The sequence below is a fragment of the Achromobacter sp. genome (genome assembly GCF_032102605.1).
Taxonomy (GTDB): Bacteria; Pseudomonadota; Gammaproteobacteria; order Burkholderiales; family Burkholderiaceae_B; genus Achromobacter.
This window is the reverse complement of the sequence record NZ_DAMDGT010000020.1, coordinates 1-25,019: the sequence shown is the minus strand read 5'-3', so window position 1 is coordinate 25,019 and position 25,019 is coordinate 1. Positions and strand designations below refer to the sequence as shown.

28 protein-coding genes and 2 tRNA genes are annotated in these 25,019 nt (G+C 63.3%); 17 read left to right on the top strand and 13 right to left on the bottom strand.

The annotated features are described in order from the left end of the window. Window positions 1-115 precede the first annotated feature (115 nt). Window positions 116-727: a DTW domain-containing protein gene (locus tag RT614_RS27090; protein WP_313625478.1), complete on the bottom strand. Its 612-nt coding sequence runs from the start codon at window positions 725-727 to the stop codon at window positions 116-118. 150 nt (window positions 728-877) lie between these two features. On the opposite strand from RT614_RS27090, the gene RT614_RS27085 reads away from it, so the two are divergent. Then, a tRNA-Leu gene (locus RT614_RS27085) sits at window positions 878-962 on the top strand. A 277-nt stretch (window positions 963-1,239) separates the two neighbouring features. Here the strand turns inward: RT614_RS27085 and RT614_RS27080 are convergent. Beyond that, window positions 1,240-1,683 carry a GNAT family N-acetyltransferase gene (locus tag RT614_RS27080; RefSeq protein WP_313625477.1) on the bottom strand — a complete coding sequence of 148 codons (444 nt, stop codon included), beginning with the start codon at window positions 1,681-1,683 and terminating at the stop codon, window positions 1,240-1,242. 118 nt (window positions 1,684-1,801) lie between these two features. Between RT614_RS27080 and RT614_RS27075 the strand changes: the two genes are divergently transcribed. The 4 genes from RT614_RS27075 (at window position 1,802) to RT614_RS27060 (ending at window position 6,338) form a co-directional block, all read left to right on the top strand. After that, window positions 1,802-2,695: a DMT family transporter gene (locus RT614_RS27075; protein ID WP_313625476.1), complete on the top strand. Its 894-nt coding sequence runs from the start codon at window positions 1,802-1,804 to the stop codon at window positions 2,693-2,695. A gap of 33 nt (window positions 2,696-2,728) precedes the next feature. Beyond that, complete coding sequence (locus RT614_RS27070; RefSeq protein WP_313625475.1) at window positions 2,729-3,673, top strand: AEC family transporter; 945 nt, start codon at window positions 2,729-2,731, stop codon at window positions 3,671-3,673. Window positions 3,674-3,682: 9 nt separating this feature from the next. Further along, window positions 3,683-4,963, top strand: coding sequence for an arsenic transporter (locus tag RT614_RS27065; RefSeq protein WP_313625474.1), 1,281 nt, complete (start codon window positions 3,683-3,685; stop codon window positions 4,961-4,963). 151 nt (window positions 4,964-5,114) lie between these two features. After that, window positions 5,115-6,338 carry a YeeE/YedE family protein gene (locus tag RT614_RS27060; RefSeq protein ID WP_313625472.1) on the top strand — a complete coding sequence of 408 codons (1,224 nt, stop codon included), beginning with the start codon at window positions 5,115-5,117 and terminating at the stop codon, window positions 6,336-6,338. Window positions 6,339-6,369: 31 nt separating this feature from the next. Here RT614_RS27060 and RT614_RS27055 read toward each other — a convergent pair whose 3' ends face one another. Next, on the bottom strand, window positions 6,370-6,675 hold the full coding sequence (locus RT614_RS27055) for a hypothetical protein (protein WP_313625565.1): 306 nt from the start codon (window positions 6,673-6,675) through the stop codon (window positions 6,370-6,372). Here RT614_RS27055 and RT614_RS27050 point away from each other — a divergent pair. Further along, window positions 6,572-8,203: an FMN-binding glutamate synthase family protein gene (locus RT614_RS27050; RefSeq protein ID WP_313625557.1), complete on the top strand. Its 1,632-nt coding sequence runs from the start codon at window positions 6,572-6,574 to the stop codon at window positions 8,201-8,203. The two genes, RT614_RS27055 and RT614_RS27050, sit on opposite strands and share 104 nt — an antisense overlap. 44 nt (window positions 8,204-8,247) lie before the next feature. On the opposite strand, the gene RT614_RS27045 is transcribed toward RT614_RS27050, so the two are convergent. Both RT614_RS27045 and RT614_RS27040 read right to left on the bottom strand, forming a co-directional pair. After that, window positions 8,248-9,681: a phospholipase D-like domain-containing protein gene (locus tag RT614_RS27045; RefSeq protein WP_313625470.1), complete on the bottom strand. Its 1,434-nt coding sequence runs from the start codon at window positions 9,679-9,681 to the stop codon at window positions 8,248-8,250. Window positions 9,682-9,747: 66 nt separating this feature from the next. Then, window positions 9,748-10,083 (bottom strand): glycine zipper domain-containing protein, encoded by a 336-nt coding sequence (locus tag RT614_RS27040; RefSeq protein WP_313625469.1) that lies wholly within the window; start codon window positions 10,081-10,083, stop codon window positions 9,748-9,750. Window positions 10,084-10,445: 362 nt separating this feature from the next. Between RT614_RS27040 and egtD the strand changes: the two genes are divergently transcribed. From egtD to RT614_RS27010, 6 genes are all read left to right on the top strand, one after another. After that, window positions 10,446-11,423, top strand: a complete 978-nt coding sequence (egtD, locus tag RT614_RS27035; RefSeq protein ID WP_313625468.1) for an L-histidine N(alpha)-methyltransferase — start codon at window positions 10,446-10,448, stop codon at window positions 11,421-11,423. 35 nt (window positions 11,424-11,458) lie between these two features. After that, window positions 11,459-12,775: an ergothioneine biosynthesis protein EgtB gene (egtB, locus tag RT614_RS27030; RefSeq protein WP_313625467.1), complete on the top strand. Its 1,317-nt coding sequence runs from the start codon at window positions 11,459-11,461 to the stop codon at window positions 12,773-12,775. A gap of 116 nt (window positions 12,776-12,891) precedes the next feature. After that, window positions 12,892-12,968: transfer RNA gene (locus RT614_RS27025), tRNA-Met, on the top strand. A gap of 622 nt (window positions 12,969-13,590) precedes the next feature. Further along, window positions 13,591-13,929: a T6SS effector amidase Tae4 family protein gene (locus tag RT614_RS27020; RefSeq protein ID WP_313625466.1), complete on the top strand. Its 339-nt coding sequence runs from the start codon at window positions 13,591-13,593 to the stop codon at window positions 13,927-13,929. After that, window positions 13,926-14,387, top strand: a complete 462-nt coding sequence (locus RT614_RS27015) for a type VI secretion system amidase immunity protein Tai4 (protein ID WP_409558525.1) — start codon at window positions 13,926-13,928, stop codon at window positions 14,385-14,387. Before RT614_RS27020 ends, RT614_RS27015 begins: the two co-directional genes overlap by 4 nt. Before the next feature lie 42 nt (window positions 14,388-14,429). Further along, entirely contained in the window at window positions 14,430-14,651 is a 222-nt protein-coding gene (locus RT614_RS27010; protein ID WP_313625464.1) for a hypothetical protein, read from the top strand. Between the two features lie 459 nt (window positions 14,652-15,110). On the opposite strand, the gene RT614_RS27005 is transcribed toward RT614_RS27010, so the two are convergent. The 3 genes from RT614_RS27005 to RT614_RS26995 all read right to left on the bottom strand — a co-directional run bounded on the left by RT614_RS27005 (window position 15,111) and on the right by RT614_RS26995 (window position 16,809). Then, the gene (locus tag RT614_RS27005; protein WP_313625462.1) at window positions 15,111-16,025 is read right to left on the bottom strand and encodes a hypothetical protein; all 915 of its coding nucleotides are present in this window, start codon (window positions 16,023-16,025) and stop codon (window positions 15,111-15,113) included. A 187-nt stretch (window positions 16,026-16,212) separates the two neighbouring features. Next, window positions 16,213-16,410 carry a hypothetical protein gene (locus tag RT614_RS27000; protein ID WP_313625460.1) on the bottom strand — a complete coding sequence of 66 codons (198 nt, stop codon included), beginning with the start codon at window positions 16,408-16,410 and terminating at the stop codon, window positions 16,213-16,215. A 147-nt stretch (window positions 16,411-16,557) separates the two neighbouring features. Continuing rightward, the gene (locus tag RT614_RS26995) at window positions 16,558-16,809 is read right to left on the bottom strand and encodes a hypothetical protein (RefSeq protein ID WP_313625458.1); all 252 of its coding nucleotides are present in this window, start codon (window positions 16,807-16,809) and stop codon (window positions 16,558-16,560) included. Window positions 16,810-17,066: 257 nt separating this feature from the next. On the opposite strand from RT614_RS26995, the gene RT614_RS26990 reads away from it, so the two are divergent. After that, window positions 17,067-17,258 (top strand): hypothetical protein, encoded by a 192-nt coding sequence (locus RT614_RS26990; RefSeq protein WP_313625457.1) that lies wholly within the window; start codon window positions 17,067-17,069, stop codon window positions 17,256-17,258. Between the two features lie 29 nt (window positions 17,259-17,287). On the opposite strand, the gene yddG is transcribed toward RT614_RS26990, so the two are convergent. Beyond that, window positions 17,288-18,196: an aromatic amino acid DMT transporter YddG gene (yddG, locus tag RT614_RS26985; protein WP_313625554.1), complete on the bottom strand. Its 909-nt coding sequence runs from the start codon at window positions 18,194-18,196 to the stop codon at window positions 17,288-17,290. A 98-nt stretch (window positions 18,197-18,294) separates the two neighbouring features. Between yddG and RT614_RS26980 the strand changes: the two genes are divergently transcribed. Continuing rightward, window positions 18,295-18,537, top strand: coding sequence for a 6-phosphofructokinase (locus tag RT614_RS26980; protein ID WP_313625456.1), 243 nt, complete (start codon window positions 18,295-18,297; stop codon window positions 18,535-18,537). Between the two features lie 24 nt (window positions 18,538-18,561). Here RT614_RS26980 and RT614_RS26975 read toward each other — a convergent pair whose 3' ends face one another. The 4 genes from RT614_RS26975 to RT614_RS26960 all read right to left on the bottom strand — a co-directional run bounded on the left by RT614_RS26975 (window position 18,562) and on the right by RT614_RS26960 (window position 22,524). Continuing rightward, entirely contained in the window at window positions 18,562-20,136 is a 1,575-nt protein-coding gene (locus RT614_RS26975) for a diguanylate cyclase (protein ID WP_409558524.1), read from the bottom strand. Window positions 20,137-20,301: 165 nt separating this feature from the next. After that, window positions 20,302-20,523, bottom strand: a complete 222-nt coding sequence (locus RT614_RS26970; protein ID WP_313625452.1) for a hypothetical protein — start codon at window positions 20,521-20,523, stop codon at window positions 20,302-20,304. A gap of 106 nt (window positions 20,524-20,629) precedes the next feature. After that, window positions 20,630-21,721 (bottom strand): AI-2E family transporter, encoded by a 1,092-nt coding sequence (locus RT614_RS26965; protein ID WP_313625450.1) that lies wholly within the window; start codon window positions 21,719-21,721, stop codon window positions 20,630-20,632. Window positions 21,722-21,810: 89 nt separating this feature from the next. After that, window positions 21,811-22,524, bottom strand: coding sequence for a DUF3053 family protein (locus RT614_RS26960; RefSeq protein ID WP_313625448.1), 714 nt, complete (start codon window positions 22,522-22,524; stop codon window positions 21,811-21,813). A 240-nt stretch (window positions 22,525-22,764) separates the two neighbouring features. Between RT614_RS26960 and RT614_RS26955 the strand changes: the two genes are divergently transcribed. From RT614_RS26955 to RT614_RS26945, 3 genes are all read left to right on the top strand, one after another. Further along, entirely contained in the window at window positions 22,765-23,124 is a 360-nt protein-coding gene (locus tag RT614_RS26955) for a hypothetical protein (protein ID WP_313625446.1), read from the top strand. Between the two features lie 771 nt (window positions 23,125-23,895). Continuing rightward, window positions 23,896-24,177 carry a hypothetical protein gene (locus RT614_RS26950; RefSeq protein ID WP_313625444.1) on the top strand — a complete coding sequence of 94 codons (282 nt, stop codon included), beginning with the start codon at window positions 23,896-23,898 and terminating at the stop codon, window positions 24,175-24,177. A gap of 88 nt (window positions 24,178-24,265) precedes the next feature. Continuing rightward, a complete protein-coding gene (locus RT614_RS26945; RefSeq protein ID WP_313625442.1) occupies window positions 24,266-24,958 on the top strand; it encodes a cytochrome b/b6 domain-containing protein in 693 nt (230 codons plus the stop codon). Window positions 24,959-25,019 lie beyond the last annotated feature (61 nt).

The following is a 25,019-nucleotide window of genomic DNA, read 5'->3' as shown; positions in this document are numbered from 1 at the left end:
CCCTGTGCATCGGATTGGCATTAAGCGACAGGCCTGGTTTGCGCGCCGGATTTTCATTCTGTCATCGCCGATCGGCGCCGCAGCACCTGATTCCCCAACCCCACCCCCTGCCCTTTTATCGCCAAGGCACCTTTCGATTCAGGTGATGACGCGCATAAAGATCCGTACCCATTCCTTCGATCTGCCCATCGATCAGCGCTTCGAATGGCGCGAGCAGCGCATCGAAATTGCGAGGCGCCTCGATCGCGTTCAAGGCGTGGGTCACCGCCTCGATGGTGGACAGCGCGCCTGGCACGTCGGCATGGCGGACACGGTAGCGGGTAGTCAGGCCGGCCGGCAGCATCACGCGCGGCAGCGCGGCCAGCGCCGGATTGATGTGCAGCAGCTTGCGTGCATGCCCCCAGGTGCCGTCCGGCACGATCAACCGGATCGGCGTGTCCAGATCCTGCCCATAGCCTGGCGTCAGGACATCGGCGCCCTCGCCGGGAAACAGCAAACGGACCGCGTGACCGGGCTCGGACCATTCGGTTTCGGAAAAGTACTCACCCACCACGCGTCGTGCGCCGGCAAGACCCAGCACTGCAAGCCGGGCTGTGTTCAAGGCATGGCGAGATTCGCTGGGATGCTGCAACACCACGACGCGCGTGCGGCAAGACAAAGCGGGAATGAGGGCGCACAGGCAGTGCGATTGCGGACGCAGGCAGCGCGTACAGATGGCTCGGGACATGGGCGACACTATATCGAAAGCGGCCCGAACAAAAAAAAGTGAAAAAAATGCAGAACGACTTGCACACTTCAAAAAAAGTATGCATAATCTCGTTCCTCTGCTGCTGAACAAGAAACGACGCGAAAGCGACGCAAAATGTGAAGCACCAGCGCCCAGGTGGCGGAATTGGTAGACGCGCACGGTTCAGGTCCGTGTGCCGCAAGGTGTGGAGGTTCGAGTCCTCTCCTGGGCACCAATTATTACATCACGAGGTACCTGTCGTGATGCGCCAAGAAAAACCCCGTTCGCGAAAGCGTCCGGGGTTTTTTCTTTTCCGGCGGCTGAGCGCGCAGGTTTGTCGGGCTCCCGCTTCAGCGACACAACTTCCAACTCCAGTGCGCCCACTGCCCCTGCATCCAGTGCGTGAAGACAAGCATCCCCGAGGCAAGCACCCGGGAAGCACCTGAAAACAAGCCTCCGAAATACAAGCGCCCCGCTGCCAGCCTATTGCAGCGAGGCGTCGCGCCCCCAGCCTACTTCAGCACGCGCGTCATTACGACGTGCGGAATGCCCGCTTCGACGAATTCCTCGCCCTCTGCCTTGAAACCATGGGCTTCATAGAAACCGGCGGCATGCGTCTGGGCATGCAATACCAGCATGCGGTGGCCGTCGCCGTGCCCCTGGCCGATCAGCGCGTCCAGCAACTGGCCGCCCACGCCCATGCCTCGCGCTTTCCTGTGCACGGCCATCCGGCCGATGTGGCCGTCGGGCAGCAGGCGCCCCGTTCCCATCGGCGCGCCATCGGGCCCATAGGCCACGGCATGCACGGAGACGGCATCGTCGTCGTCCAGTTCGATTTCGGGCGGCACCTTTTGTTCGACCACGAATACCTCGTGGCGAACGGAATAGGCGTCTTCGCGCAGGCGATCCCACGTTCCCAAAGCGATACGCACCGTTGCTTGTTTAGTGACCGACATATCCTTCCCCTACGTTGCAGCAAATGAATAACTGAATCCTACGCCGCATTTTCCCAGGGATGAAGAAGACGCGAAACGGGGTACGATCGCGGCTTGCCTCCGACGCCTGTGTGCCGCCATGCCGCCTGCCGCTCCTCCCGCCTGGTTGAAGATCGCGCCCGCGCTCTTTCTCGTGCTCTGGTCCAGCGGCTTCGTCGTGCTCAAAGTGGGCCTGGCCTATGCCGATCCGCTGACGTTCCTGGCGCTGCGCTACGCGTGCGTAGTGCTCATCCTGACTCCCCTGCTGCTCGCCCTGCGACCGCCCCTGCCCGCCGGCGCCCGTGCGTGGGGGCACCTGGCCATGGTTGGCCTGCTGTTGCAGGCAGGCTACTTCTGCTTCACCTATCTTTCGCTCAAACAGGGAATGTCCGCGGGCGGCGTGGCGCTGATCACATCGCTGCAACCCATCCTGGTCGGATTGCTGGCGCCCGTGTTCGCGCACGAACGTGTCGATGCGCGGCGCTGGGCCGGCCTGGCGCTGGGCGTGACCGGCGCTGCCCTCGTCATCGTGGCGAAGGCATCGATCGATGTGCTGGAGCCGCTGGGGCTGCTGTTCGCGGTCGCGGCCTTGCTCTGCATCACCGGGGGAACCTTGTACGAAAAGCGCTTCGGCGTGCAGGTCCACCCTGTCACGTCGAACCTGGTCCAGTACGGCGTCGGGTTTGCGGTGTCCGCGCCGCTGGCGTTCTGGCTGGAACCGATGCACATTGAATGGACCGGTCCGCTGCTGGGCTCGCTGGCCTACCTTGTCGTGGGAAATTCCCTGGTGGCCATCACGCTGCTGCTGACCATGATCCGCTACGGCGAAGCCTCGCGCGTGTCCGCGCTGTTCTTCCTGGTGCCGCCCTGCACGGCCGTCATCGCGCTCGTGATCCTGGGCGAACCCATTCCCGTGCTGGCCTGGCCCGGAATGGGATTGGCGGCCCTGGGCATCCTGCTCGTGACCCGCAAGGCTAACGCCTCACCCAAGTAGAATGAGCGCCTTTCCGCCCCCCGCCCATTTCCCATGAACGCCGTCGTCACCGCCGCCCTGCCGGTCTTTGCGCTGATCCTGACCGGCTGGCTGGCGGCCCGCTGGCGCATCCTGGGGCCCGGCGCGACCGACGCGCTGAACCGCTACGTGGTCTACCTGTCGTTGCCCGCACTGCTGTTTCGCGCCATGACGCAGGTCGACCTGGCCCATATGGCGCACTGGGGATTCGTCGGCGCGTTCGCGGGCGGCATCGCCATCACGTTCCTGGCGTCCTTCCTGCTGGGCAAGCGCGGATCGCAGTCACTGACCGATCGCAGTATCGAAGGCCTGGCGGCGTCCTACGCCAATGCCGGCTACATGGGCATCCCGCTCTGCCTGGCGCTGCTGGGCGCGGAAAGCCTGGCGCCCGCCACCTTCACCACCCTGCTCACGGCCAGCGTGCTCTTCGGATTTGCGATCGCGCTTATTGAGTTCGATCGCCAGCAGACGCCCAACCTCGCGTCGACACTGCTCAAGGTTGGCCGGGCGTTGATCCGCAATCCGCTGTTGGCCGCCCCGGTCCTGGGAGTAGCTTGGGCCGCCACCGGACTGCCCCTTCCCGAAGGCGTGGACCGCTACGTGTCCTTGCTTGGCGCGTCCGCCAGCCCCTGCGCGCTGGTGACCATCGGCCTGTTCCTGGCGCAGACGGAAACCTCCACTTCGGGCCCCGGCGTGCTGCGCCTGGTGACGGGCAAGCTGCTGCTGCAGCCGGCCGCCACGGCGGTGCTCGCCTTCTATGTCTTTTCCATGCCGCCGATTTGGGCCTGGACCGCCGTGCTCATGAGCGCGCTTCCCATCGGCACGGGGCCTTTCATGCTAGCCAAGATGTACGGCCGCGACGCCCGAGTGACGTCCCGCGCCATTCTGGTGAGCACCGTCGCCTCGGTGCTCACCGTCAGTCTTCTGGTGGCGTGGATCAGCGCCCATCCGATCTCCTGAAGCCCCACCATGCTGCTTGCCTCCGCCATATTCGTATTCACCATCACGCTGGTCATCTGGCAACCCAGGGGCCTGTCGATTGGCTGGAGCGCCGTGCTGGGCGCCGGCCTTGCCTTGGCGACCGGCGTCGTCCACCTGGCCGATATCGCCGACGTCTGGCGGATCGTCTGGAACGCCACGGCGACATTCATCGCCATCATCGTCACCAGCCTGATCCTGGACGAAGCGGGTTTCTTCGAATGGTCGGCGCTGCATGTTGCGCGCTGGGGCGGTGGACGCGGAAGGCTGCTGTTCGTCCTGATCGTCTTGCTGGGCGCCGCCGTCTCCGCCCTGTTCGCCAACGACGGCGCCGCGTTGATCCTGACGCCCATCGTGATGGAAATGCTGCTGGCCCTTGGCTTCGGCCCCGGGGCGTCGCTGGCCTTCGTCATGGCTGCGGGTTTCATTGCGGATACCGGCAGCATCGCCCTCATCGTATCCAATCTGGTGAACATCGTGTCGGCCGATTTCTTCGGCATCGGCTTCGGGGAATACGCGTCCATCATGCTGCCCGTGAATATGGTGGCGGTGGGCTCGACGCTGGCCGTGCTGCTGCTGTTCTTTCACCGCAGCATCCCGCCGCGCTATGACGTGAACCAGTTGCCGGCCCCTGCCTCAGCCATCCGCGACCACATCACGTTTCGCGCGGGCTGGGTGGTCCTGGGCCTGCTGCTGGCGGGGTTTTTCATCCTGGAACCGATGGGCATTCCGGTCAGCGCGATCGCGGCCGCCGGCGCGATCGGCCTGCTGCTGATCGCGGGCCGCCAACACGTGGTTGGAACGCGTCGCATCATGCGGGAGGCGCCCTGGCATATCGTGATCTTCTCGCTGGGCATGTACCTGGTGGTCTACGGCCTGCGCAATGCCGGCCTGACAGCCCATCTGGCCCAAGTGCTGGATCGCTTTGCGGAACATGGCGTGTGGGGCGCAGCCATGGGCACCGGCCTCATCACGGCCTTCCTGTCATCCATCATGAACAACCTGCCGACCGTCCTGATCGGCGCGCTGTCCATCGCGGATACCAGCGCCACGGGGCCCGTCAGGGACGCGATGATCTACGCCAACATCATCGGCAGCGACCTTGGCCCGAAGATCACGCCCATCGGCAGCCTGGCCACCCTGCTCTGGCTGCACGTGCTGGCGCGCAAGGGTTTGCGCATCACCTGGGGCTACTACTTCAAGGTCGGCATCGTGTTGACGCTGCCCGTGCTGCTGCTGACGTTGGCCGCCCTGGCGTGGCGGCTGCAGTAAACGAAAACGTGGCTATATATAACTTCTAGTTATTTATGAAGCACGAATAAGTGGTTTGAGAAATTTAAACGCCACTTTAGACTGACGGCTATTCCCACGGGTGCGACTACGCACCCGTTTGCATTTAAGACTTTTTGACTCCCGGATTGCCATGAGCGCCAACGCTTCCTCCCTACCTTTGCCCTCAGGCCTGCCCGCCATCCAGATCAACCGCAAGCCGCTCTGGATCGCCGTGCTGCTGGTGCTGGCCGGCGCGCTGTACCTGCATCAGACCGTCAGCTGGCGGCAGGGCGCGCTGTGGGTGATCGGCGCCTTGCTTGGCGTGACGCTCTACCACGCCTCTTTCGGTTTCACGCAGGCGTGGCGGGTGTTCGTGTCTGACCGCCGTGGCGCGGGGCTGCGCGCGCAGATGTTCATGCTGGGCGTGGGCGTGTTGCTGTTCTTCCCGTTCCTTGCCGCCGGCACCCTGTTTGGCCAGCCCGTCAGCGGATTCGTGTCCCCCCCGGGCGTGTCGGTCGTGCTGGGCGCCTTCCTGTTCGGCATCGGCATGCAGCTTGGCGGCGGATGCGCGTCGGGAACGCTGTTCGCCGTCGGCGGCGGCAATACGCGGATGGTGGTGACGCTGCTGTTCTTCATCGTGGGCTCGGTGATCGCAACCGCCAATTTCGGCTGGTGGTCCAACCTGCCGGCGCTGGCGCCCACGTCGCTGATCAAGACTTGGGGCCTAGCTCCGGCGCTCATCGCCAACCTCGCGGTGTTCTGCCTGATCGCGTGGGCCGCCACCGCACTGGAAAAGCGCCGTCACGGCCACGTGATTTCCTTCGCGTCGCGCACCGCTCGCCCCGCCTCGCTGCTGCAAGGCCCCTGGCCGCTCATCTGGGGCGGTGTGGCGCTGGTGGTGCTCAACTTCGCCACACTGGCGTTGGCCGGACGCCCGTGGGGCATCACGTCCGCATTCGCGCTGTGGGGCGCCAAGGCGTTGGACGCAACGGGCGGCGATGTGGCCACCTGGGCCTATTGGGCCAAGCAGCCTTCGCTGGCCGCGCCGCTGCGCCAGGACGTCACCACCGTCATGGATATCGGCTTGATGCTGGGCGCGCTTGCCGCCGCCAGCGCCGCAGGCAAGTTCGCCCCCGTCTGGAAGGTGCCGGCTCGCTCGCTGGCGGGCGCCGTCATCGGCGGATTGCTGCTGGGCTACGGAGCGCGCCTGGCCTTCGGGTGCAATATCGGCGCCTACTTCAGCGGCATCCTGTCGGGCAGCCTGCATGCGTGGCTGTGGTTGCCGGCCGCGTTCGCGGGTAGCGCGTTTGGCGTGCGTCTGCGTCCGCTCTTTGGCCTGGCGGTGGAAAAGACGCCGCCGGCGTCCAGCTGCTGAAAAACAGAGTTCCACGAATGGCCTCCTGACTTCAGGAGGCCTTTTTTTCGACCCGCAACGCCAGCCAGCGCGCGGTTTCTCCCATGAAATACGCCGCCGCCGCACCGGCAAGGCCGAGCACGCCGGCCGCTTTCAATTCATCCGCCAGTCGGCCACGCTGGTGTATGGTTGCTCCATTCCGAAACACGGAGATGGACATGATGTGGATAGCCGGCCGGTACTCGGCCTTTTTATTGACCCTGGCTGCCACGGCAATCACGGCGGTACTTGCGGCGACCTTATCCCTGTGGTGGTTGGCCGCCGCCGTGCCGTTGGCGCTTTTGAGCGCGCTTGGCATTTACGACGTGATCCAGACCCGCCACGCCATCCGCCGCAACTATCCGGTGCTGGGGAATCTGCGCTTCCTCTTCGAGTTCATCCGCCCCGAGATCCGCCAGTACTTCCTGGAAGACGACACCCAGGCCGCGCCATTCTCGCGGGCCCAGCGCTCCATCGTCTACCAGCGCGCCAAGCGCGAGATCGACAAGCGCCCTTTCGGCACCCAGGAAGATGTCTATGGAGACCGCTACGAATGGATCAATCATTCGATGTCGCCCTCGCACATCAACGACATCGACTTTCGAGTCACGGTGGGCGGCCCCGAGTGCAAGCAGCCCTATTCCATGTCCGTGTTCAACGTGTCGGCAATGAGCTTCGGTGCGCTGTCGGCGAACGCCGTCCTTGCCCTGAACGAAGGGGCGCGGCAAGGTGACTTCGCGCACGATACCGGCGAAGGCGGCATCAGCCGCTATCACCGCCAGCCGGGCGGCAGCCTCGTGTGGAACATTGGTTCAGGCTACTTCGGCTGCCGCGACGAACAAGGCGCTTTCTCGGAAGAGGCGTTCGTCCGCAACGCCTGTACGCCACAGGTCAAGATGATCGAAATCAAGCTGTCGCAGGGAGCCAAGCCCGGCCACGGCGGCATCCTGCCTGCAGGCAAGGTGACGCTGGAAATCGCCGAAGCGCGAGGCGTGGCCCCGTGGCAGGACTGCAACTCGCCGGCAAGCCATTCGGCGTTCGACAGCCCGATCGGCCTGATGAAATTCGTGGCGCGGCTGCGCGAGCTTTCCGGCGGCAAACCCGTGGGTTTCAAGTTCTGCGTAGGGCATCCCTGGGAATGGTTCGCCATTGTCAAGGCGATGCTGGAAACCGGCATCACGCCGGACTTCATCGTGGTGGACGGCGCGGAAGGCGGCACGGGCGCGGCCCCGGTGGAATTCGTGGACCATGTCGGCACACCGCTGCGCGAGGCGCTGCGGCTGGTTCACAACACGCTGATCGGCGTGAATCTGCGCGACCGCATCAAGCTGGGCGCATCGGGCAAGATCATCACCGCGTTCGACATGGCCCGCGTGATGGCGATGGGCGCCGACTGGTGCAACGCCGCGCGCGGCTTTATGTTCGCCATCGGCTGCATCCAGGCCCAAGCCTGCCATACGGGCAAATGCCCCACCGGCGTCACTACGCAGGATCCCTTGCGCCAACGCGCGCTCGTGGTGCCCGACAAGGCGCAACGCGTGGCCAACTTCCACAAGAACACATTGCACGCGCTGGCGGAACTCCTGGCGGCAGCGGGACTGACCCATCCCGGCCAATTGCGCCCCCACCATATCGCGCGACGCATCTCTTCCAGTGAAATCCGGCTGCTGTCCGCGCTGTTTCCCGAGCTCGCTCCCGGTGAACTGCTGCGCGGAGAGTTCAGGCATCAGGTGTTTCGCGCCGGCTGGGCGATGGCGCAGGCCCAGTCGTTCCAGCCCACGCACGACATCACGACTGCGCTGGCTCGGGAACACGCCCTGGCGACGCCCGCCGCGGGCCGCGCCTGAACCGGGTTCAACGGCCCGCGCCCGGGCGGGCCGTTGAGCACCCTCTACAGCCAGCGTTCAAACATGCGGGAAAACGACTCCATGAAGCGGTCGTCCACGCCGCGGTCCTTCCAGGCCTCGGGCGTGATCTGCACGGCGTCGGCGACGTCGCGCTGGAACAGCGCTTCCATTTCGCCAGCGAATTCAGGTCCCAGCACCACCGCGTTGATCTCGTAGTTCAACGCAAAGCTGCGCCAGTCCAAATTGCTGGATCCCACCGTGGACCAGACGCCATCGACCACCGCCGTCTTGGCATGCAGCAAGGCGTCGCGCCGTTCATAGATCTTGACCCCCGCGTCCAACAGGCCTGTGTAATGCGAGCGGCCTGCGTGGAACACCAGGGAAGAATCGCTGAAACCCGGCAATACCAGCACCACGTCCACGCCGCGCCGCGCGGCCGCTTCCAGCACTTCGATGAACGCAGGGTCCGGCACGAAGTAGGCCATCGTGATGTGGATGGACTTCTGCGCACTTTCGAAGGCCGACATCAACGTGAGATAGACCGTGTAGCCGTCGCTGCGATCGGGCTGGTTGGCCAGGATGCGCACGCTGGTGTCACCCTTGGGCGGCGCGACGTAAGAGTCGCCGCCCTTGATGGGTTCTTTGGCCTGCGACGCCCAGCCGGCCTGCAGCACCTGCTCCAGCTGCGCGACCGCCGGGCCTTCTATACGCAGGTGCGTGTCGCGCCACGGCGCGGATTTGGCGTCCTCGGGCGGGTCGCCCGCCTGACCGCCGCCTTTTCCACCCGAACCGGATCCGGATCCGGAACCCCGCCCGCCTGAAAGCGAAGACGACTCGTAGACGCTGCTGACGTTGATGCCGCCCAGGAATCCGACCTTGCCGTCCACGACCAGCACCTTGCGGTGATTGCGCTGGTTGGGAGACCAGCCGGCGCGCGCGCGGGCTGGATTGACCGGATTGAAGACCGCGACCTGGACACCCGCATCGCGCAAGCGCTGAAAAAGGTCGTCTGGCGTCTTGATCGTGCCCACGGCGTCGACCATCAACGACACCTCGGCGCCTCGGTTGCGCGCCGCGATCAGGGCATCCGCGAATCGCGCGCCCTCGGCATCGTCGTCGAATATGTACGTTTCCATGTGGACGTACCGCCGCGCCTGGCCGATGGCCTGCAGCATTGCCTGGTATGTGCTGGGGCCGTCCGCCAGCAAGCGAACGCTGTTGCCCTTGACCAGCGGTGCGCCGCTGACCGCCTGCTCCACGGCAAGATGGCGCGCAAGAAAATCATCCTTTGGGGTCTGCGGATCCGCTGCAATGCCTTGGCCGCGCCGGTAGCTTTCCTGTGCAGCGTCGGCCGACAGACCCGCCTGCGCCGCGCGCGCCTGGCGTTCCTGCGCGTCCGGCACGCTCGCGCAAGCGGCCAACGTGGACGCCGCGCAGGCCAGCAGGACAGCGCGCGCCCACCGGCGTGCGCCGACCATCCATGCCTGCAAGCCAAGGTGCGGCCCGAACCGGCTCAAGGCCGGACACGGACTCATGATGCGCCTTTAGCGACGGCTACCCGAAACCAGGAAGCAGCCGAGGACGGCGCCCACCAATGCAGCCACCCCGACCGACTTCCAGGCGTGTTCATGCACGTATTCGTCCGCGTAAGCGGAGGCGCGCCGGGCACGCTCACGGGCGATGCCCTCCCACTCTCCCGCCGATCCGCGCGCGTCCGCGAGCTGTCGCTTCAGTCGCGCGCGCGCCGCTTCGATTTCGGAGCCCGTGTACGAAGCCGTCGACCGCAAAAGGTCTTCCGTTCCGGCGAGCAGCTCGTGAAAGCTGTCGTTCACCCGCTCACGATGCAAAGCCATTTCAGCGCGCTGGTGCTTTCGATTCATGGTCGCTCCTTTTCAATTGAGCCGCCCCGCAACGCCGCCTGATGCATCGCAACATTGCCCGGGGACGCAGGGCGTCGCCCCGCTTGGCTGAAGCCCCATTGTGAACAGCATCCCTCGCAAACTGCCCGAGCTTTCGCAACTAGCCGTAAACCGATATTTCAGCGGACCGAAACTTGCTGAGCATTGGCGTTGGCCCATGCGTCGCGGGCGGGCAACCCACGCAAAAGAGCAGCCCGCACGCATTTTCGATTTCGTAAAAATCCATTGCATTCAGAGGCTTGGCGCTTGACACCCAAACCCCCTCAACCGCCAAAATAGGTCTTTGCAATGCGCTTCAACCGCCCCAAAAAGGAACTGAACGCATGGTTTCTCCTTCCGCACTACTTGCCGCTGTCGCGCCCGAGTTCCTGTCTACCGAGCCGCAGAGCCCCAGCGCCGAACAGATCGAGCTTCGTGATGGCCTGCTGGACAGGCCCGCTCACATCGACCCGAAGTTCCTGTACGACGCATTGGGCTCTTCGCTCTTCACCGCCATCACACAGTTGCCCGAGTACTACCCGACGCGGTGCGAGGACGAAATTTTCCAGCGCCATGGAGGCGACATCGCGCGGCACATCGGGCCGGTGCAGGCGCTGGTGGATCTGGGCGCGGGAGATTGCGTCAAGGCCGAGCGTCTTTTTTCCAGCCTGCGCCCAAGCCACTACGTCCCGGTCGATATCTCCGCCGATTATCTAGAGGCCGCGGTACGAAGGCTCAAGCTCTCGTATCCCGACATGCGGATCACGTCAGTGGGCCAGGATTTCTCGCGCGAATTGGCTCTGCCCGACGATATCCCCCAGCAACGGCGACTGTTTTTCTACCCCGGTTCCAGCATCGGCAACCTGGGCCCGGACGATGCGTTCGAGATGCTGCGACGGATACGCGCGGCGTGCCCGGACGGCGGGCTGCTGGTGGGCGTGGACCGCGTCAAGTCCAGAAGCGTGCTCGAACCCGCCTATGACGACGCGCTGCACCTGACTGCGGCATTCAACCTGAACCTGCTGCGACACGTGAACGCAGTCCTGGAGAGCGACTTCGAGGTGGACGATTGGCGCCACGTGGCCATTTTCAACAGCGAACTATCGCGCGTGGAAATGCACCTGGAGGCGCAGCGCGCGCTGCGCGTGTCCTGGCCTGGCGGCCATCGCGAATTCAAGCAAGGTGAGCGCATTCACACAGAGAATTCGTACAAGTTCACTCCCCAGGCGTTCAGCGACCTGCTGCATAGCGCGGGTTATCACGACATCGAACATTGGTCGGATACGCGCGGCTGGTTTTCGGTTTTCAGCGCCCGCGCCTGACGCGGGACCACCCACGACGCCACAGGAGGATCGCCATGGACCCCGCATGCCTGCTGACCCATCCCGCCATCGGGCCTTATGCCAGCGGACAGGCCGGACAGCACGACCGGTACGACGCCGTACGCTCCACGACGACGGGGCTGGCGGCTCCGCTGAGTCCGGAAGATTGCCAGGTGCAATCGATGCCGGACTGCAGTCCGGTCAAATGGCATCTGGCGCACACGACCTGGTTCTTCGAAACCTTTCTGCTGGCGCGCTTCGAGCCGTCCAGCACGCCTTTCCATCCGCAGTATCGGATGCTGTTCAACTCCTACTACAACGCCATCGGCGACAAGCACCCACGTCCGCAGAGGGGCCTGCTGTCGCGCCCTCCCCTGTCCGAAGTGCTGCGATACCGCCAGCACGTGGACGATGCGATGCATGCGCTGATATCGCGGCTGGGAGGCAATGATGCAACCTTCGACGCGTTGCTCGAACTGGGACTGAACCACGAACAGCAGCATCAGGAATTGATCCTGACGGACGTCAAGCACATGCTTTCGGCCAATCCGCTGAAGCCCGCCTATGTGGCGCCCGGCCCGCCCGCCCTGCCGCCCGCGACGCCTGCGGGATGGACGCACTATGAGGGCGGCATCGCGCGGATCGGACATGACGGTCGTGAATTCGGCTTCGACAACGAAGGCCCCGCCCACGACGTGCTGCTGCTTCCTTTCCACCTGGCCGACCGTCTGGTGACCCGGCACGAGTACCTTGAGTTCATGCAGGACGGGGGCTACACGCGCCCCGAACTGTGGCTGTCCCTTGGATGGGACATGGTGTGCGCTCAAGGCTGGCGCGCACCCCTGTACTGGGAAGGCGCCGCCGACGAATGGCAGGTCTTCACGCTGCGCGGCCTGCAAGCGCTTGAACCGCAGGCCCCCGTGACTCACATCAGCTATTTCGAAGCCGACGCTTACGCCCGTTGGGCCGGCGCGCGATTGCCGCGCGAAGCCGAATGGGAGCACGCCGCCAGCCAATCGGCCGACGGCACCTTTTCGGCACGCGCCAACATGCTGGAAAACGGCCACCTGGATCCGCGGCCCGCCCCTTCGCGCGACGACCACGGCGGTCCGGTCCAGCTTTTCGGCGATGCGTGGGAGTGGACGTCCAGCTCCTACGACGCGTATCCCGGATTCCAGCCGAGCGCCGGCGCCGTCGGCGAATACAACGGCAAGTTCATGTGCAATCAATACGTCCTGCGAGGCGGCTCCTGCGCAACACCCCGCGACCACATCCGTCCGACCTACCGAAATTTCTTCCCCGCCGAAGCGAGGTGGCAGTTTTCCGGCATCCGGCTCGCCCGGGATGCCTGAGCGTGCTTGCCGCCACGTAGTGCGCGACCACTTGCACATCCAAAAAACTTCGTGCTAGAATTTCGTTCTTCGTTGATCAGCGCTTAGCAACACAAGCGGTGAAACAACAGGAAGTTGGCGCATTAGCTCAGCCGGTTAGAGCGACGGAATCATAATCCGCAGGTCCCCTGTTCGAATCAGGGATGCGCCACCAAAGAATTCTCTGAGAAATCAGGACATTAACGCCACCTGCGCAGGTGGCGTTTTCGTTTTTGGTCTGCGATCTGTCAACCGAACGTCAACGGCGGTGCGCGGCTTTAAAGCGCCGACGACGCTCTAGGCTGACTTTACGCCCGAGGCACGCCTACTCATCGGGAGACCTTCAATGTCTGCAATCGAGCAGCGTGAATGTGCCACTCATTAGCCACCCTCCCGTGTCGATGTGGTACACGTTGCCCAACTTGTAGTACACCCCCCCCAGCTGCGCCATCTTGGTCAGCGTCACGTGCCCGTGTACCACGGCTCGCGCATTGCGGATGGATTGCGTGTACTTGGCGCGGGAGCACACGCATCATCATCCCGCGCCATCAGACAATACCTAAAGCCAGTAGAGGCCCCAGCCATTAGCCTTTGTCCATATCGACTCTAGAACTTAAGACGTCAAAGGACAACACAATGGCAAGGCCAACTTTCGCGCAAGCATGGGCAGCATCACAGCGTATTTATGACCCCGGAGACACCAAGGCGCATGTTGCCAAGGTAGTCGGTGGGTTGGTCGCAGTGAACATCAACAACCCCGATCCCAACCAGCGATGGACAACACATGCGCAGTGCGTATGAGCTTTATCCTGAACCACTCCGGTACGCGGGTACCGAAAATTCTCAAGCAAACCGTTACTGGAGGCGACGGTCTTCAATACTTCTTCCGCGTCCCCGACGTCATAGCCTTTTTGACACGGAGTTGGGGAAAGGCTGAGATCGTAAAGTATCCACCAACCGGCGGCGGATCGTTGGCCGGGAAGAAAGGGTTGATCCTGTTTGAAGTATCGGGCTGGAACAACGCTCTGGGCCACGCGACGCTCTTCAATGGCAGTGCATGCTACGACGCATGCTACTTCAACGAGCCTAGCGCGACTTATCGCACGGACCGGGCCCATTTTTGGAGCTTGCCGTGAAAATTCGTATAAAAGGCCGACTCCTGCCCCTCGCAACAATTATCGCTTTGTGCCTAGGTACAGCACATGCAGAAGATACAAATTCCCCCCAAGCCTATAAGCGTAGCTACGCTCAAAACTACAAGGACTTGGTGTTAGCGACATGCCTCACGACGGCCTACAAGGGTTCCGATGAGGTAGCCAAAGACGTTGGCAGTTCGATCAGCGCTTTGCGCGATTGGAGCTACTACGATATGGAAAAGCACCCAGACGCCATTTCTCCCCTAATTCACAGCTACTTATCTCGCAACTATTTCAACCCCTTGGTTGAGGCAGAGGTAAAGGGTGTGCGGTTTGACTTCTTGAAGTGCTTAGATCTCTATCACAGCAAGGAACTGAATTCCTTGACCAAAGAACTGGTATCTGAGCCGGACCGTACCATTGAGCAGAAAAACGCCGGACGCAGAACCAAGGAATAGACCGTAGGACTGAACTCCCACTGCAGCTCAAGGAATTGAACAATGCGTAGAGCCACAATATTTGCAGGAGACTTTGAGGATGCTCTATCAAAAGATGTGGCTTGGGTTCGGGAGTGGTTAGAAAAATGGGACGCGGATGTTGTGGTGGTGCGCTATTCGACCGGCGGCTGGGAACACCTTTGGGATGTACTAGGGCTGGAAGCGGCGATAGATGAGATACCACCGCATTTGCTTTGCACGAGCGATTGGGCTTCAGGAACGTGAATCCGTTGTGACGAAAAGCTCATTCGGCGCCGATCAGCCGTCTTACCCGCGTCAATCCCGGCTCTGCATCGAGAAGCGGAGATCTTCAGTTGCTATCAGGCTGTCAACATAGCGTCAACGCCATAGCGAAACACAGCTAATTTATAGCGAGCACCGGACGCCCTAAGTCTTTGATTGCAATGGTGGTCCAATGCGGTTCAATCGAACTGAATCATAATCCGCAGATCCCCTGTTCGAATCAGGGATGCGCCTCCAAAGAACTTAAAAGGCCCGCGCACGGTGCAGGCCTTTTGCTTTGGGCGTTCCGCGTGCATCGGATCCTTCTATGGCGCGGTGGGGAATCGAGCCATCGAACCCCGAGCCTTTCAGGCGGCAATTTAGGCGGCACTATTAGGCAGCAAAGGCAGGCAGCAAAGGCGCTTGATGCTTCTAGCCCCTTTGCCGCTTTCAACCCCCGCCTCAGACCACCCTATGCAGCGTGTCGCGGCGACGGCCGCCCCAGGTTGCAGCCAGGCTGGCCACGAATGCGCCGATCAGCATGGAGGCAAAGCCCCACAGTGCAAATGCGGCAGCGGCCTTTCTGGCCGTGTCGGCCGCCTCCTTGGCCTTCTGCTTGGCATCGTCGGCAGCCTTCTTGGCATTCTGGATGGCCTGGTCCACGCGGCGTTGCGCCGCGGCGGGCTCGACGCCCGTCTGGGCCGCCACCACCTTCGCCACGTATTCACGGTCTTCCGGCGTCATGTCGCCGCGGGTGAGGCTCATCGCCACGATGCGGCCCACTTCGGCGCGGGCGGCTTCCGGATCGTCCGCGGCTTCGGGACGGTCCGAGCGCATCAAGGTATCGGTGAAGTAATCGGTGGCCCGTTCCATGCCGCCCCCGCTTGCCCCCGACGCAGCGGCCGCCGTAGCAGCCGTGCCCGCCCCCGCCGCCACCGAAGCGCCGGCCTTGGCCGCGCCCGATGCCATGGACGCCAGAGCGGAACCCAACAGCGCCGCACTGACGACGGCGCTCAGCGCCCACACCAGGAAGCCATGCGCGGTGTCGCGGAAATAGACCTCGTCCGAGTGCACGTCCACCCACTTGGTGCGCAGCCGGCCGGCGACGTAGCCGCCGATGCCGTACGACACGATCTGCGTAAACAGCATCCAGACGATGATGCCGATGCCGATGGCCGGGGCGGACACGCCCTCGTCGCCCCACGGCGAAACAGATAAAAAGCCCAGGCCCGTGCCGCCCGCGAACAGCGCCAGGGACAGCGCGGCGGCAATCACCGCGCCGGCGAACACCGCTGCCCACGAGACGGCGGAAATCGCGGATTCGCGTGGGGGCACGCCATCGGCGTAGGGGTGGCTCAATGAAGACGAATTTTCCATGATCGATCCTTATTCCTTGTCATATGTGGCCGCGCTTGCGCGGCGCCATGGCGGTGAACGAAGGGGTCAATGCCAGAACAGCGCCAGCAGGATGATGATGGGGATGGGTACGCCAAGCAGCCAAAGCAAGATTGAGCGCATGGAAACCTCCTTGGGTCAGATGGAAATCGCGGCGCGAAACGCGCGTTCAAGCCAGGTCGATGGTGCCCGGAGCGCGGGGGTCCGGCGCGGGCGGGGTGGGATCGACGGTGTCGGGGTTGGAGGCCGGGCGACCGGGATCCGGCTGCGGACGGGGATCGTCCGCCGGCAAAATACCCGGCAGTGCGGGATCGTCCGGCGAAATGTCGTCCGGCTGGCCGGGCTCACGATGCGGGGGTTGGGACATGATGCATCTCCTCAAGCGGCGCCAAGCGCGCCTTGCCGGAGAATCAGCAAATCGCGTGCCTACGGCTGACTTAAGAACAATCCCAGTGGCCGAACGCAGCGCGTGATGGCCGCGCTGGATATTCGACGAGGCTTGAACAGGCGTGCTTCAGGCCCTGAGCCGAGACCCGGAACCGGGCGCATCCGCATCCGGCGAATTACCGCCTAGAAACGCAACGACGGCTGCCTTGCCCGCGGACGAGGCCTCGTCAAGGCTGCCATAGCGCTTTTGCGAGTAATTGGTGCTGCGCACATTTCCGGATTCGGGATCAAGCAGCGTGATGATCCATGCGAATTCGCCGGGCGACAGCTGGCGGACCTGCAATGTGGCGCGCGTGCCGGGGCGCAATTCTTGCGGCATCTGGCGGCCTCTTCAATGGTGTGGTGTTGCCATCGTAGCGCAATCCGGACGGCTTCCGGCGGCCCTGCAAAGCCAAAAATATGCTGCGCCCGCACATCATTTCATGCTGCACACACCGAGGCAAATACACCACAAAGCCAACGTTGCGCCAGGAAAACCCTAGGGCGAACTTATGCAATACAGGCGCACAATCGATACAAACATCTAGACCGCTCAGCGGCGCCGAATCCCCTTAATCAGGCGAGGACGGAGACAACATGACTTACTTGGCAGTTTTCATGAGCTGTTTGATGGTTGTGGGTATCGTCGCGTTGGTGATTCAAACGATTCAAGGCGCAGGGCCAGAGCCCTTGCTGAAGATATCGGCGGCGATCGTCAGTTCCACCTTTGCATCGCTGTTGCTGATCCCGTTGGGATACGCCGTCGCCCAGACGATGCTTATCGAGTGATTCCCGCCTGCTGAATGCCCGCCTCGGAACTATCCGTTCCGAGACGGCTTGCCGCGCGTTGCCGCCCAGCACACCAGCGAGCCGGCGGTGACCATGGCCACGCCTTGCCAAAACGCCAAGGTCAGTGGGGTTGAAAGCCACAACGCGGCAAAAAAGGTGGAGAACACCGGTGTGAAATACGACGCGGTCGCCAAAAGCGTCAGGTTTCCTCGCAGGATTCCCACGTTCCAGAAAGCGTAGCCGGCCGCCATGGCGCCGCCTGCCACGGCCAGCTCGATCGTGGCGGGCCCTTTGAACACGAGGGAAGGCTCCGTACTGAGGAAATACTTGGCCCACAGGACCGCCGCCGTCAGCATGAAGAACAGCACGACACCGTTCTTGCCGTCGGCAAAGCGTTTGGTCACATTGCAGTACACGGCCCAGATGATGGCGCCACTGAATGCCAGCCCATAACTGAGAGGATTGCTCGACACATTGGCGACCGTGCGTTCGATGGACAGGCCGCCGGATCCGCCCACCACCCACACAATGCCGCACACCGACAACAAGATGCCCGGCGCCACCCACGCGCTCGCCCGCTGGCCATTGATCAAAATAGCAAGAACCACCGTAAAGCATGGCCACAGGTAATTGACGATGCCCAGCTCGATGGCTTGTCCGCGATTGGCGGCGAATCCCAGCGACAGCGACAGGCATATTTCATAGGCGACAAACAGGATGCTGCCCACAACAAGGTACGACCGGGGAAAGGTCCTCAGCTTGGGAAAGCCCAGCAAGAGAACCAGGAAGATCGCCCCCACGGTATAGATCAGCGCGGCGCCGCCGATGGCGCCGAAGTTTTCGCTGACGCCGCGAATCAGGCCGACGACCGTGCCCCAAAGCAGAATCGCCAGCAAACCCAAAGTCGTGGCCGCATTCCGGCCTGGAGTCAATTGCATTACCGTATCCGATTGCCCGCCGAAGGCCGCTTCATCAACGAGCCCGCCCCGGCGCCAAGGCAGGAAGTTTAGCGAAAACCCAAGGGAGAGATAGCTGCATGGCCATTTCGACACGCAGGATGAGCGACGTGCTGGCAAGCACGGTTTCGGGCCGACTTTACCGGATAGAGGTGTTCCTGCTTGCGGATGCCCCGGGCGGAGCCGCGCCGCCGCCGGCCGACACGCGTTATATCCTCCGGACCACCGATGGAGAACATGTCATCGCGCTGGACGACAGGCGTTACCGGCTGAGGTCGGGCGAAGTCCTGACCGCCCTGCCCCAGCAACGCCCGGACATCTGACGACCAGGCATCCAGGCGGGAGGCTTATTGATCCAGCGCCACCCGCCGCTTGCCCCGCCCCTTGGCCCGGTACAACGCCGCATCCGCGCGCTCGAGCAACTGCAGCATCGTCACCCCCGATTGGGGAAACACCGCCATGCCCACGCTTGCCGATACGGCGACACGGACGTTGGGATACGGCAACGACAGGCTTTCGACCAGCGCTTCGGCGACCTGCCGGGCATTTTCCTGGCTGGCCCCCAGGAGCAGCACTGCGAATTCGTCGCCGCCCAACCGGGCCGCCACGTCCGATACGCGGATGGCCCGCGCCATGCGGTCGGCCGCTTCCTTCAGCACGGTGTCGCCTGCCGCATGACCGTGCATGTCATTGACCGCCTTGAATCCGTCCAGGTCGATCGCCAGGATGGAAAACTCCCCGCCGCTGCGCTGCGCCACCGCCAGTTCGCGCAGCACCAGCTCGCCGAACAGCACGCGGTTGCACAGTCCGGTCAGCGGGTCGTAATGCGCCAGGTGCTGCGCGCGCGCCAACATGCGCGATGCCTGGAGCATCGCGGCGCCGACCTCCTGCGCCTCCTTGATGCGTGTTGCCGGCAGTTCCACCGTCCGCCCCTCGCCCAACGCCAGCGCCGGCGCGACCAGCCCCTGCACCGCAGAAGTCAGGCGGTTTGCAAGGCGGATCGCCAGCCATAGACCCAAGCCGAACGCGAACAAGGTGCCAAGGCCGATCCAGGCAATCGAGCGGTACAGGTCCGTCGTCAGCAGCTGCATCGGGGCGCCCGCCGCAACGGTCCAGCCGGACAGCGCCGATCGGCTGAACGCGGTGTAGACAGGTTCGCCTTCCTTGGTGATGGTTTCGAGCGAACCCTCGCCTTCCTGCTGGACGGCGCGCGCCAGCGCAGGCACTGCCTTCTCACCCACGAACTTGGAAGTGTCCCGCGTCCGGGCGACGATGGTGCCGGAATTGTCCAGCACCGCCGCCACCCATCCCTCGGGCAATGCCCGTCGGCCCAGCACATTGCCGATGCGCTCGGGGGAAAGCCCCACGTTCAGGCTGTACACCACCTCTTCCCCACGCACCACGGGCACGCCCAGCGCGATCGTCGGATCCCGCGTCAGGCCACCGACGAACAGGCCCGTCAGGACCGGCATGCGCGACTGGAATACGCGTATCAGCTCTTCGGGCGCCCCGTTGGCCGGCAGCGCAGTGCCGTACGGCACCTGCGTGTTGACGACCTGCCGCCCTTCCTTGTTGGTCAGGACGTAGCTGTCCACGATCTGGAAACGCACGGCTTCCCGCGCGCGCCGATGGAATCCGGCCAGATCGCCGCCGACCAGGTCGGGAGAGGGAGCCAGCATCTGCAGGCCCGCCTCGACGCCGGTAAGTTCGCGGTCCAGGATCGCCGTGAGGTTGCGCGCCAGGAAGATGGTGTCGCGAAAAATCCTTTCCTTCTGGATGACGTAGCTTTCGTACACCGCAACCGTCGCCACGATGAGTGCCGGCGTAATACAGGCGAAGACCAGGCCCAGAAGGCCGGTGCGCATGGAGTACCGGCGTGGCGGCGCGCGGCGCGAGTCAGGGCGACTTTCGCCATCAGCCATGGCGCGGCTCGCGTTTCGTCATCCGCATCCCGCGGACGTTCCACCAACACCAGCTCCCTGGACCCATGCGCCTCCCTTTGCTCTCCATCGGGCGCCCCGCTCCGCGACGAAGGAAATCCGGAAATTATTGCAGAACACGGCGATCGTGCCCCGGGCGCCTTTGCGTTACTTGTCCTCGAGGTCGGGAGTGCCGGCGAACTGGCTCTTGAGCAGCGTCAGCGCGCCTTTTTCCGCCAGGGCCTCGTTGGGAAACACATGCCTGGTGTCTTCGAGTATCGGAAATCCGAAGACGCGCACCCGGGTGTGGTATCCCTCGGGTGTCTCGGCGAATTCAATATCGAAGTTGCGTTCTTCGATCCAGCCCGATCGATGCAGTTTCCATTCCATATTCAACGCGCTCCTGTGTGGCGGAGTTGACACGAAAGGCCGGCCTTGAAAAGCCGGCGCTGCTACACCATACACCTGGCCGGGCGCGGGCGCCCGTGGCCGGCGGCTATTTGCCGGGGGTTGGACGGTCTTCGGACACGGCAGAGGGGTCACCCGCCGCGGGCGAGAACAGATCCCAGCTGGCCATGAAGAGGGCCGCGATCAGCGGGCCGATGACAAAACCGTTCAAGCCGAACAGCGCCATCCCGCCCAACGTGGAAATCAGGACCACGTAATCCGGCATCTTGGTGTCCTTGCCCACCAGGATGGGACGCAGGACGTTGTCGACCATCCCGATCACCAGCACACCGAAGGCGATCAGCACGGCGCCCTTGACCACCGCGCCCGTGAGCAGGAAATAGACAGCTACCGGCGCCCAGATCAGGCCTGCGCCAATCGCAGGCAACAGCGACAGGAAGCCCATGATCACTCCCCACAGCAGCGCGCCCTGGATCGACAGGATGGAAAAGATGATGCCGCCCAGCGCACCCTGCGCCGCCGCCACTGCGACGTTGCCCTTGACGGTGGCGCGCACCACGGTCGTGAACTTGCGGAACAGGTGCTGCTTGTGCGTGTCGCTCAGTGGAACCGCGCGCCGCAACCGCGCGGACAGCTGCGGGCCGTCACGCAACAGGAAGAACAGCAGGTACATCATGATGCCGAAGCCGATCACGAACTGGAACGTGTCCTGTCCGATGCTCAGCGCCTGGGTGGCAAGGAACTGGCTGGCCTGCATCGCGCCCGCGCTGAGCTTTTCCTGCAGGCTGGGAATGTCGGCCAGGTCGAAGCGCGCCAGCAGAGCATGCACTGACGGCGGCAAAGCCTCCATCGCTTGCTGGAAATAGGCGCCAAAGTTGATCTGGCCGGACTTGATGCTTTGATAGAGATTCGCGCCTTCGCGCACCAGCGAGCCGCTGATCACGATCAACGGAAGAATCACCAGCAGCAGCACCAGCAGCAAGGTGATGAGCGAAGCCATATTGCGTCGCCCGCCCATTCGGGCCACCAGGCGGCGTTGCAACGGGGCGAAAAGGATCGCAAGAATGGTGCCCCAGAAGACAGCACCATAGAAAGGCCACAAGATCCAGCCGAACGCGATGGTGACCACCACGAGCAGGAGCAGAAAGGTTCTGTAGTGCACGCTGGAAGATTGACTCATAGTCGGTCCAAGACACGGCGAACGCCGCGAGAGCCGCATTGTACAAAGCGCCGCCGCACGGGGCTCAAGAGGGCGCGCGCCATGCGTGACTACGGCGCGGTCGTGCCGGCGCCGGCGGCCTCGAGCACGGTCGCGCGGGCCGCTTCGAGCCCATCGGACTGCGCATTCAGACCTTGCAGCCTAAGGTTCAATTCCTGCTGGATCGTCGGCGTCGCCACGCGCGTCTGACCGTCCACCAGCAGGATGTCCGAGGCATGGGCCGCAACGAATTCCGCCACGCCCAGCGCGTCGCGCGCAACCGAATCCATTCGGGATGCGGCGTCCATCAATTCCGCGGCGGGCGCGGTGACGGCCTCGTCATACACGCCGTCATAGACGGGCGCCAGTTCGGGCGGCAAAGTCAGCGCCGCGCGCGCCTTGTCCGCCTTGGCGCGCGCATCCTGCACCTTTGCAGCGCTGTTGGCGAGGGTTTTGCGGGCGGCCTCGAACCCGGCCTTGCGCTCCACGATCTCACCCACCGAGCGGATCGTTTCGACGGACAACACGTCGCGCAGCGGCTTGGCCGCTTCCGCCAGGGATTCCTGGAATTCGGTGATCACCCCGTAGGCATCGGCATAATCGCCCACCGCCTCTTTTTCGGGCTTGGTCAAGACGCCGATCGGCACCAGGGTGACGCCGCTCATCCTGGATTGCAGCAACTGTATGAACGCGGCGCGCTCCTGGGGTTCTTTGTTGACGCAGGCCGTCAGGAACAGCATCGAGGCCATCGCCAAGCCCGTCACGCACGCGCGGAACCACCCCATGCGCAATCCTCCTTGCACTTAGATTCGCGGATTACCGGGCCGGCGGCGCCGGCCCCTCAGGGCAGATTATCCGGTAGGTTCGTCTATCGCGTCGCGGGGCGGATTTTGTTGCCATCGAAGCGTGTTGACACAGGGCCGACCCTGCGCCATGAACGCACCGGCTGTCGCGGCGCGCGCATCCACTAAAATCACGGTTTCGGCCGCTGGCGGCCGCTTGGCAACATTGCATTGGCGCACCCCATGACTCAGAACGCTTCCACCCATTCCTGGGGCTTCACCCATCCCGACTGCCGCGGCGCGAATGCGCTGCTTCTTTTCATGAACGACCTGGCGCGGGTGGTCAACCAGTATCTGGGCAACGGGCAATTGTCGGAAGAAGCGCTGGCGGATGCCCAGAAGGCGGTCGACGCGCTGCTGGACCGATACGTGGAAATCCAGGCCGCTCCAGAGGCCTTCGACAATGAGCGCATCGTCCTTGCGCTGGAAACGCTGCCGCAGCCCGACGGTACGACTGGCGCCCAGGTTGCGCTGCGCATGTCGCCCCGACTTGAGGGCCTGATTATCGAGGCGCAGCGCCAGGCCCGTCCGACTGCACACTGATCCCCTGGGGACGTTAGCGCCCGCGCGGGGCCAGCCATAACGCTAAAACGCCGGATCTGGCCTACTCGCGCGAAATTGCTTGCAAAATCAGTCTTCTGGCAGTATTATCGTTGGTTGGATCAGGCGGCCAATGAGTCAGACGGACGAATCAGGCCAAACGCCGAAAAGAGATCCAGCGATAAGTCAGCGGTAAAAGGCCCAGGGGCCCAGGCTAGCGGTAAAAATCCCAACGCCAGCGATTTTGCCCATCTGACTTTTACCCATCCGAAAGCCCCTTCGCATTTGCGAAGTACAACGCGAAAAACGCAAACCAGGGGTCCTTCGGGAATACGCGCTTTCACCAATCCGCCAGTCCGGATCCGGCTTGAAGCAACCACAATCAGCAAGACCTGCTGCCACGGCAGCGGTAACACGCACTGCGGCAAGACGGCCGCGAACGCCAGAGCCAACCCACTCTGAGCACCGTTAAGGTTGCACGCGCGCCCTCGCTATAGCTCGTTCTTCAGACGATCGCCTTGCGTCTGTCGCGCCAAGCAACCTGAAACATGCCATCTCGGACTGAACGATGGCATCACCCGCCGATCCGGCGCGCGAAAACATGAGAATGCGCAAAGGAGCGGCAGCTGCAATGCGTTAGTGTCATGAAATGCCTGTCCAATACAAACCGGCGGACACGGCACAACTCGCGAATGCCCGGCGCCATCGCCGCCGCGCTCGCGCAACATGGCTCGACGCAGCTTTTCCAATAACTAGAACTTTAGAGAACACACCATGAACACTCGTTTCACTACCTCGGACCTGGTCCGTCGCCCGGCACATACCCAGCTTGACGACATGCCCATCCACATCGGCGACATCGTCTACCTGAAGCCCGCCAACGGCCCGGAAATCCGCGCAACCGTCATTTTCAACGCGCCGATCAACGGCACGACCACCTACACCACCGACGCGGTACCGTGCAACGTGGCCACGCAGAAAGCGCCTAGCCAGCACATCCGCTTCCGCCACGAACACGTGCACCGCATCGAACCGGTACGCCGCAACGCTCGCTGAGCAAGCTCAAAACCGCCGCGCTTACGACGCGGCGGTTTGCTTTGTGCGTGATAAAGTCCCCGCACCCCTCTGCCCTGGCGATATCAACATGCAGAACAATCGTCTCGCGGTCCGCATCTGGGACCTTCCCACCCGAATCTTCCACTGGGCGCTCGTCGTCTGCATCGTCGGCGCATTCGTCAGCGTAAAGCTCGGCGGACTGTACATGGACTGGCACGTGCGCTTCGGCTGTACGGCGCTGGGGCTGATTATCTTTCGCCTGCTATGGGGATTCTTCGGCACACGCTACGCCAGGTTCGCGCATTTCCTTCGCGGCCCCGCAGCAGTGGCCAAGTACCTGAAGGGCGCCGCCGCGCCTGCCGGACACAATCCGCTGGGCGCGCTGTCCGTGATGGCGCTGCTGCTGGTCGTGGGATTCCAGGCCGTCAGCGGTCTCTTCACCACCGACGACATCATGACGCAAGGCCCCCTGTTCGGGCACGTCGCGGAATCCACCGCCAGCGCCATGACGTCCTGGCACAAGCTCAATGAATGGGTGATCATCGGCCTCGTCGCCCTGCATCTGCTGGCCGTGACCTGGTACGTGGCGGTGCGCCGCAAGCGCCTGGTGCGGGCCATCATCACCGGCGACGTCGACGCCAAGGACGTGCCCGCCGGCACGCCGCCGGCGCAGGACGGGCTTGCAGTATGGCTGCGCGCCCTGGTCCTGGGCGCCTGCGTGACAGGCCTGGTGCTGTGGATACGGTCACTCGAAGTCGTGTCGGACATGTCCTTCTCGTGATTCCGCTGACCCGTCCTGGCATAGGTTGACACCTACGGGACGGTATCCGTAGCAAGCTACG

Bases quoted from the DNA above. Each gene is read 5' to 3' on its own strand.
- RT614_RS27090 (WP_313625478.1), bottom strand. From the start codon at position 727: ATGTCCCGAGCCATCTGTACGCGCTGCCTGCGTCCGCAATCGCACTGC.
- RT614_RS27080 (WP_313625477.1), bottom strand. From the start codon at position 1,683: ATGTCGGTCACTAAACAAGCAACGGTGCGTATCGCTTTGGGAACGTGG.
- RT614_RS27075 (WP_313625476.1), top strand. From the start codon at position 1,802: ATGCCGCCTGCCGCTCCTCCCGCCTGGTTGAAGATCGCGCCCGCGCTC.
- RT614_RS27070 (WP_313625475.1), top strand. From the start codon at position 2,729: ATGAACGCCGTCGTCACCGCCGCCCTGCCGGTCTTTGCGCTGATCCTG.
- RT614_RS27065 (WP_313625474.1), top strand. From the start codon at position 3,683: ATGCTGCTTGCCTCCGCCATATTCGTATTCACCATCACGCTGGTCATC.
- RT614_RS27060 (WP_313625472.1), top strand. From the start codon at position 5,115: ATGAGCGCCAACGCTTCCTCCCTACCTTTGCCCTCAGGCCTGCCCGCC.
- RT614_RS27055 (WP_313625565.1), bottom strand. From the start codon at position 6,675: ATGCCAAGCGCGCTCAAAAGCGCCAACGGCACGGCGGCGGCCAACCAC.
- RT614_RS27045 (WP_313625470.1), bottom strand. From the start codon at position 9,681: ATGGTCGGCGCACGCCGGTGGGCGCGCGCTGTCCTGCTGGCCTGCGCG.
- RT614_RS27040 (WP_313625469.1), bottom strand. From the start codon at position 10,083: ATGAATCGAAAGCACCAGCGCGCTGAAATGGCTTTGCATCGTGAGCGG.
- egtD (WP_313625468.1), top strand. From the start codon at position 10,446: ATGGTTTCTCCTTCCGCACTACTTGCCGCTGTCGCGCCCGAGTTCCTG.
- egtB (WP_313625467.1), top strand. From the start codon at position 11,459: ATGGACCCCGCATGCCTGCTGACCCATCCCGCCATCGGGCCTTATGCC.
- RT614_RS27020 (WP_313625466.1), top strand. From the start codon at position 13,591: ATGAGCTTTATCCTGAACCACTCCGGTACGCGGGTACCGAAAATTCTC.
- RT614_RS27010 (WP_313625464.1), top strand. From the start codon at position 14,430: ATGCGTAGAGCCACAATATTTGCAGGAGACTTTGAGGATGCTCTATCA.
- RT614_RS27005 (WP_313625462.1), bottom strand. From the start codon at position 16,025: ATGGAAAATTCGTCTTCATTGAGCCACCCCTACGCCGATGGCGTGCCC.
- RT614_RS27000 (WP_313625460.1), bottom strand. From the start codon at position 16,410: ATGTCCCAACCCCCGCATCGTGAGCCCGGCCAGCCGGACGACATTTCG.
- RT614_RS26995 (WP_313625458.1), bottom strand. From the start codon at position 16,809: ATGCCGCAAGAATTGCGCCCCGGCACGCGCGCCACATTGCAGGTCCGC.
- RT614_RS26990 (WP_313625457.1), top strand. From the start codon at position 17,067: ATGACTTACTTGGCAGTTTTCATGAGCTGTTTGATGGTTGTGGGTATC.
- yddG (WP_313625554.1), bottom strand. From the start codon at position 18,196: ATGCAATTGACTCCAGGCCGGAATGCGGCCACGACTTTGGGTTTGCTG.
- RT614_RS26980 (WP_313625456.1), top strand. From the start codon at position 18,295: ATGGCCATTTCGACACGCAGGATGAGCGACGTGCTGGCAAGCACGGTT.
- RT614_RS26975 (WP_409558524.1), bottom strand. From the start codon at position 20,136: ATGGCTGATGGCGAAAGTCGCCCTGACTCGCGCCGCGCGCCGCCACGC.
- RT614_RS26970 (WP_313625452.1), bottom strand. From the start codon at position 20,523: ATGGAATGGAAACTGCATCGATCGGGCTGGATCGAAGAACGCAACTTC.
- RT614_RS26965 (WP_313625450.1), bottom strand. From the start codon at position 21,721: ATGAGTCAATCTTCCAGCGTGCACTACAGAACCTTTCTGCTCCTGCTC.
- RT614_RS26960 (WP_313625448.1), bottom strand. From the start codon at position 22,524: ATGGGGTGGTTCCGCGCGTGCGTGACGGGCTTGGCGATGGCCTCGATG.
- RT614_RS26955 (WP_313625446.1), top strand. From the start codon at position 22,765: ATGACTCAGAACGCTTCCACCCATTCCTGGGGCTTCACCCATCCCGAC.
- RT614_RS26950 (WP_313625444.1), top strand. From the start codon at position 23,896: ATGAACACTCGTTTCACTACCTCGGACCTGGTCCGTCGCCCGGCACAT.
- RT614_RS26945 (WP_313625442.1), top strand. From the start codon at position 24,266: ATGCAGAACAATCGTCTCGCGGTCCGCATCTGGGACCTTCCCACCCGA.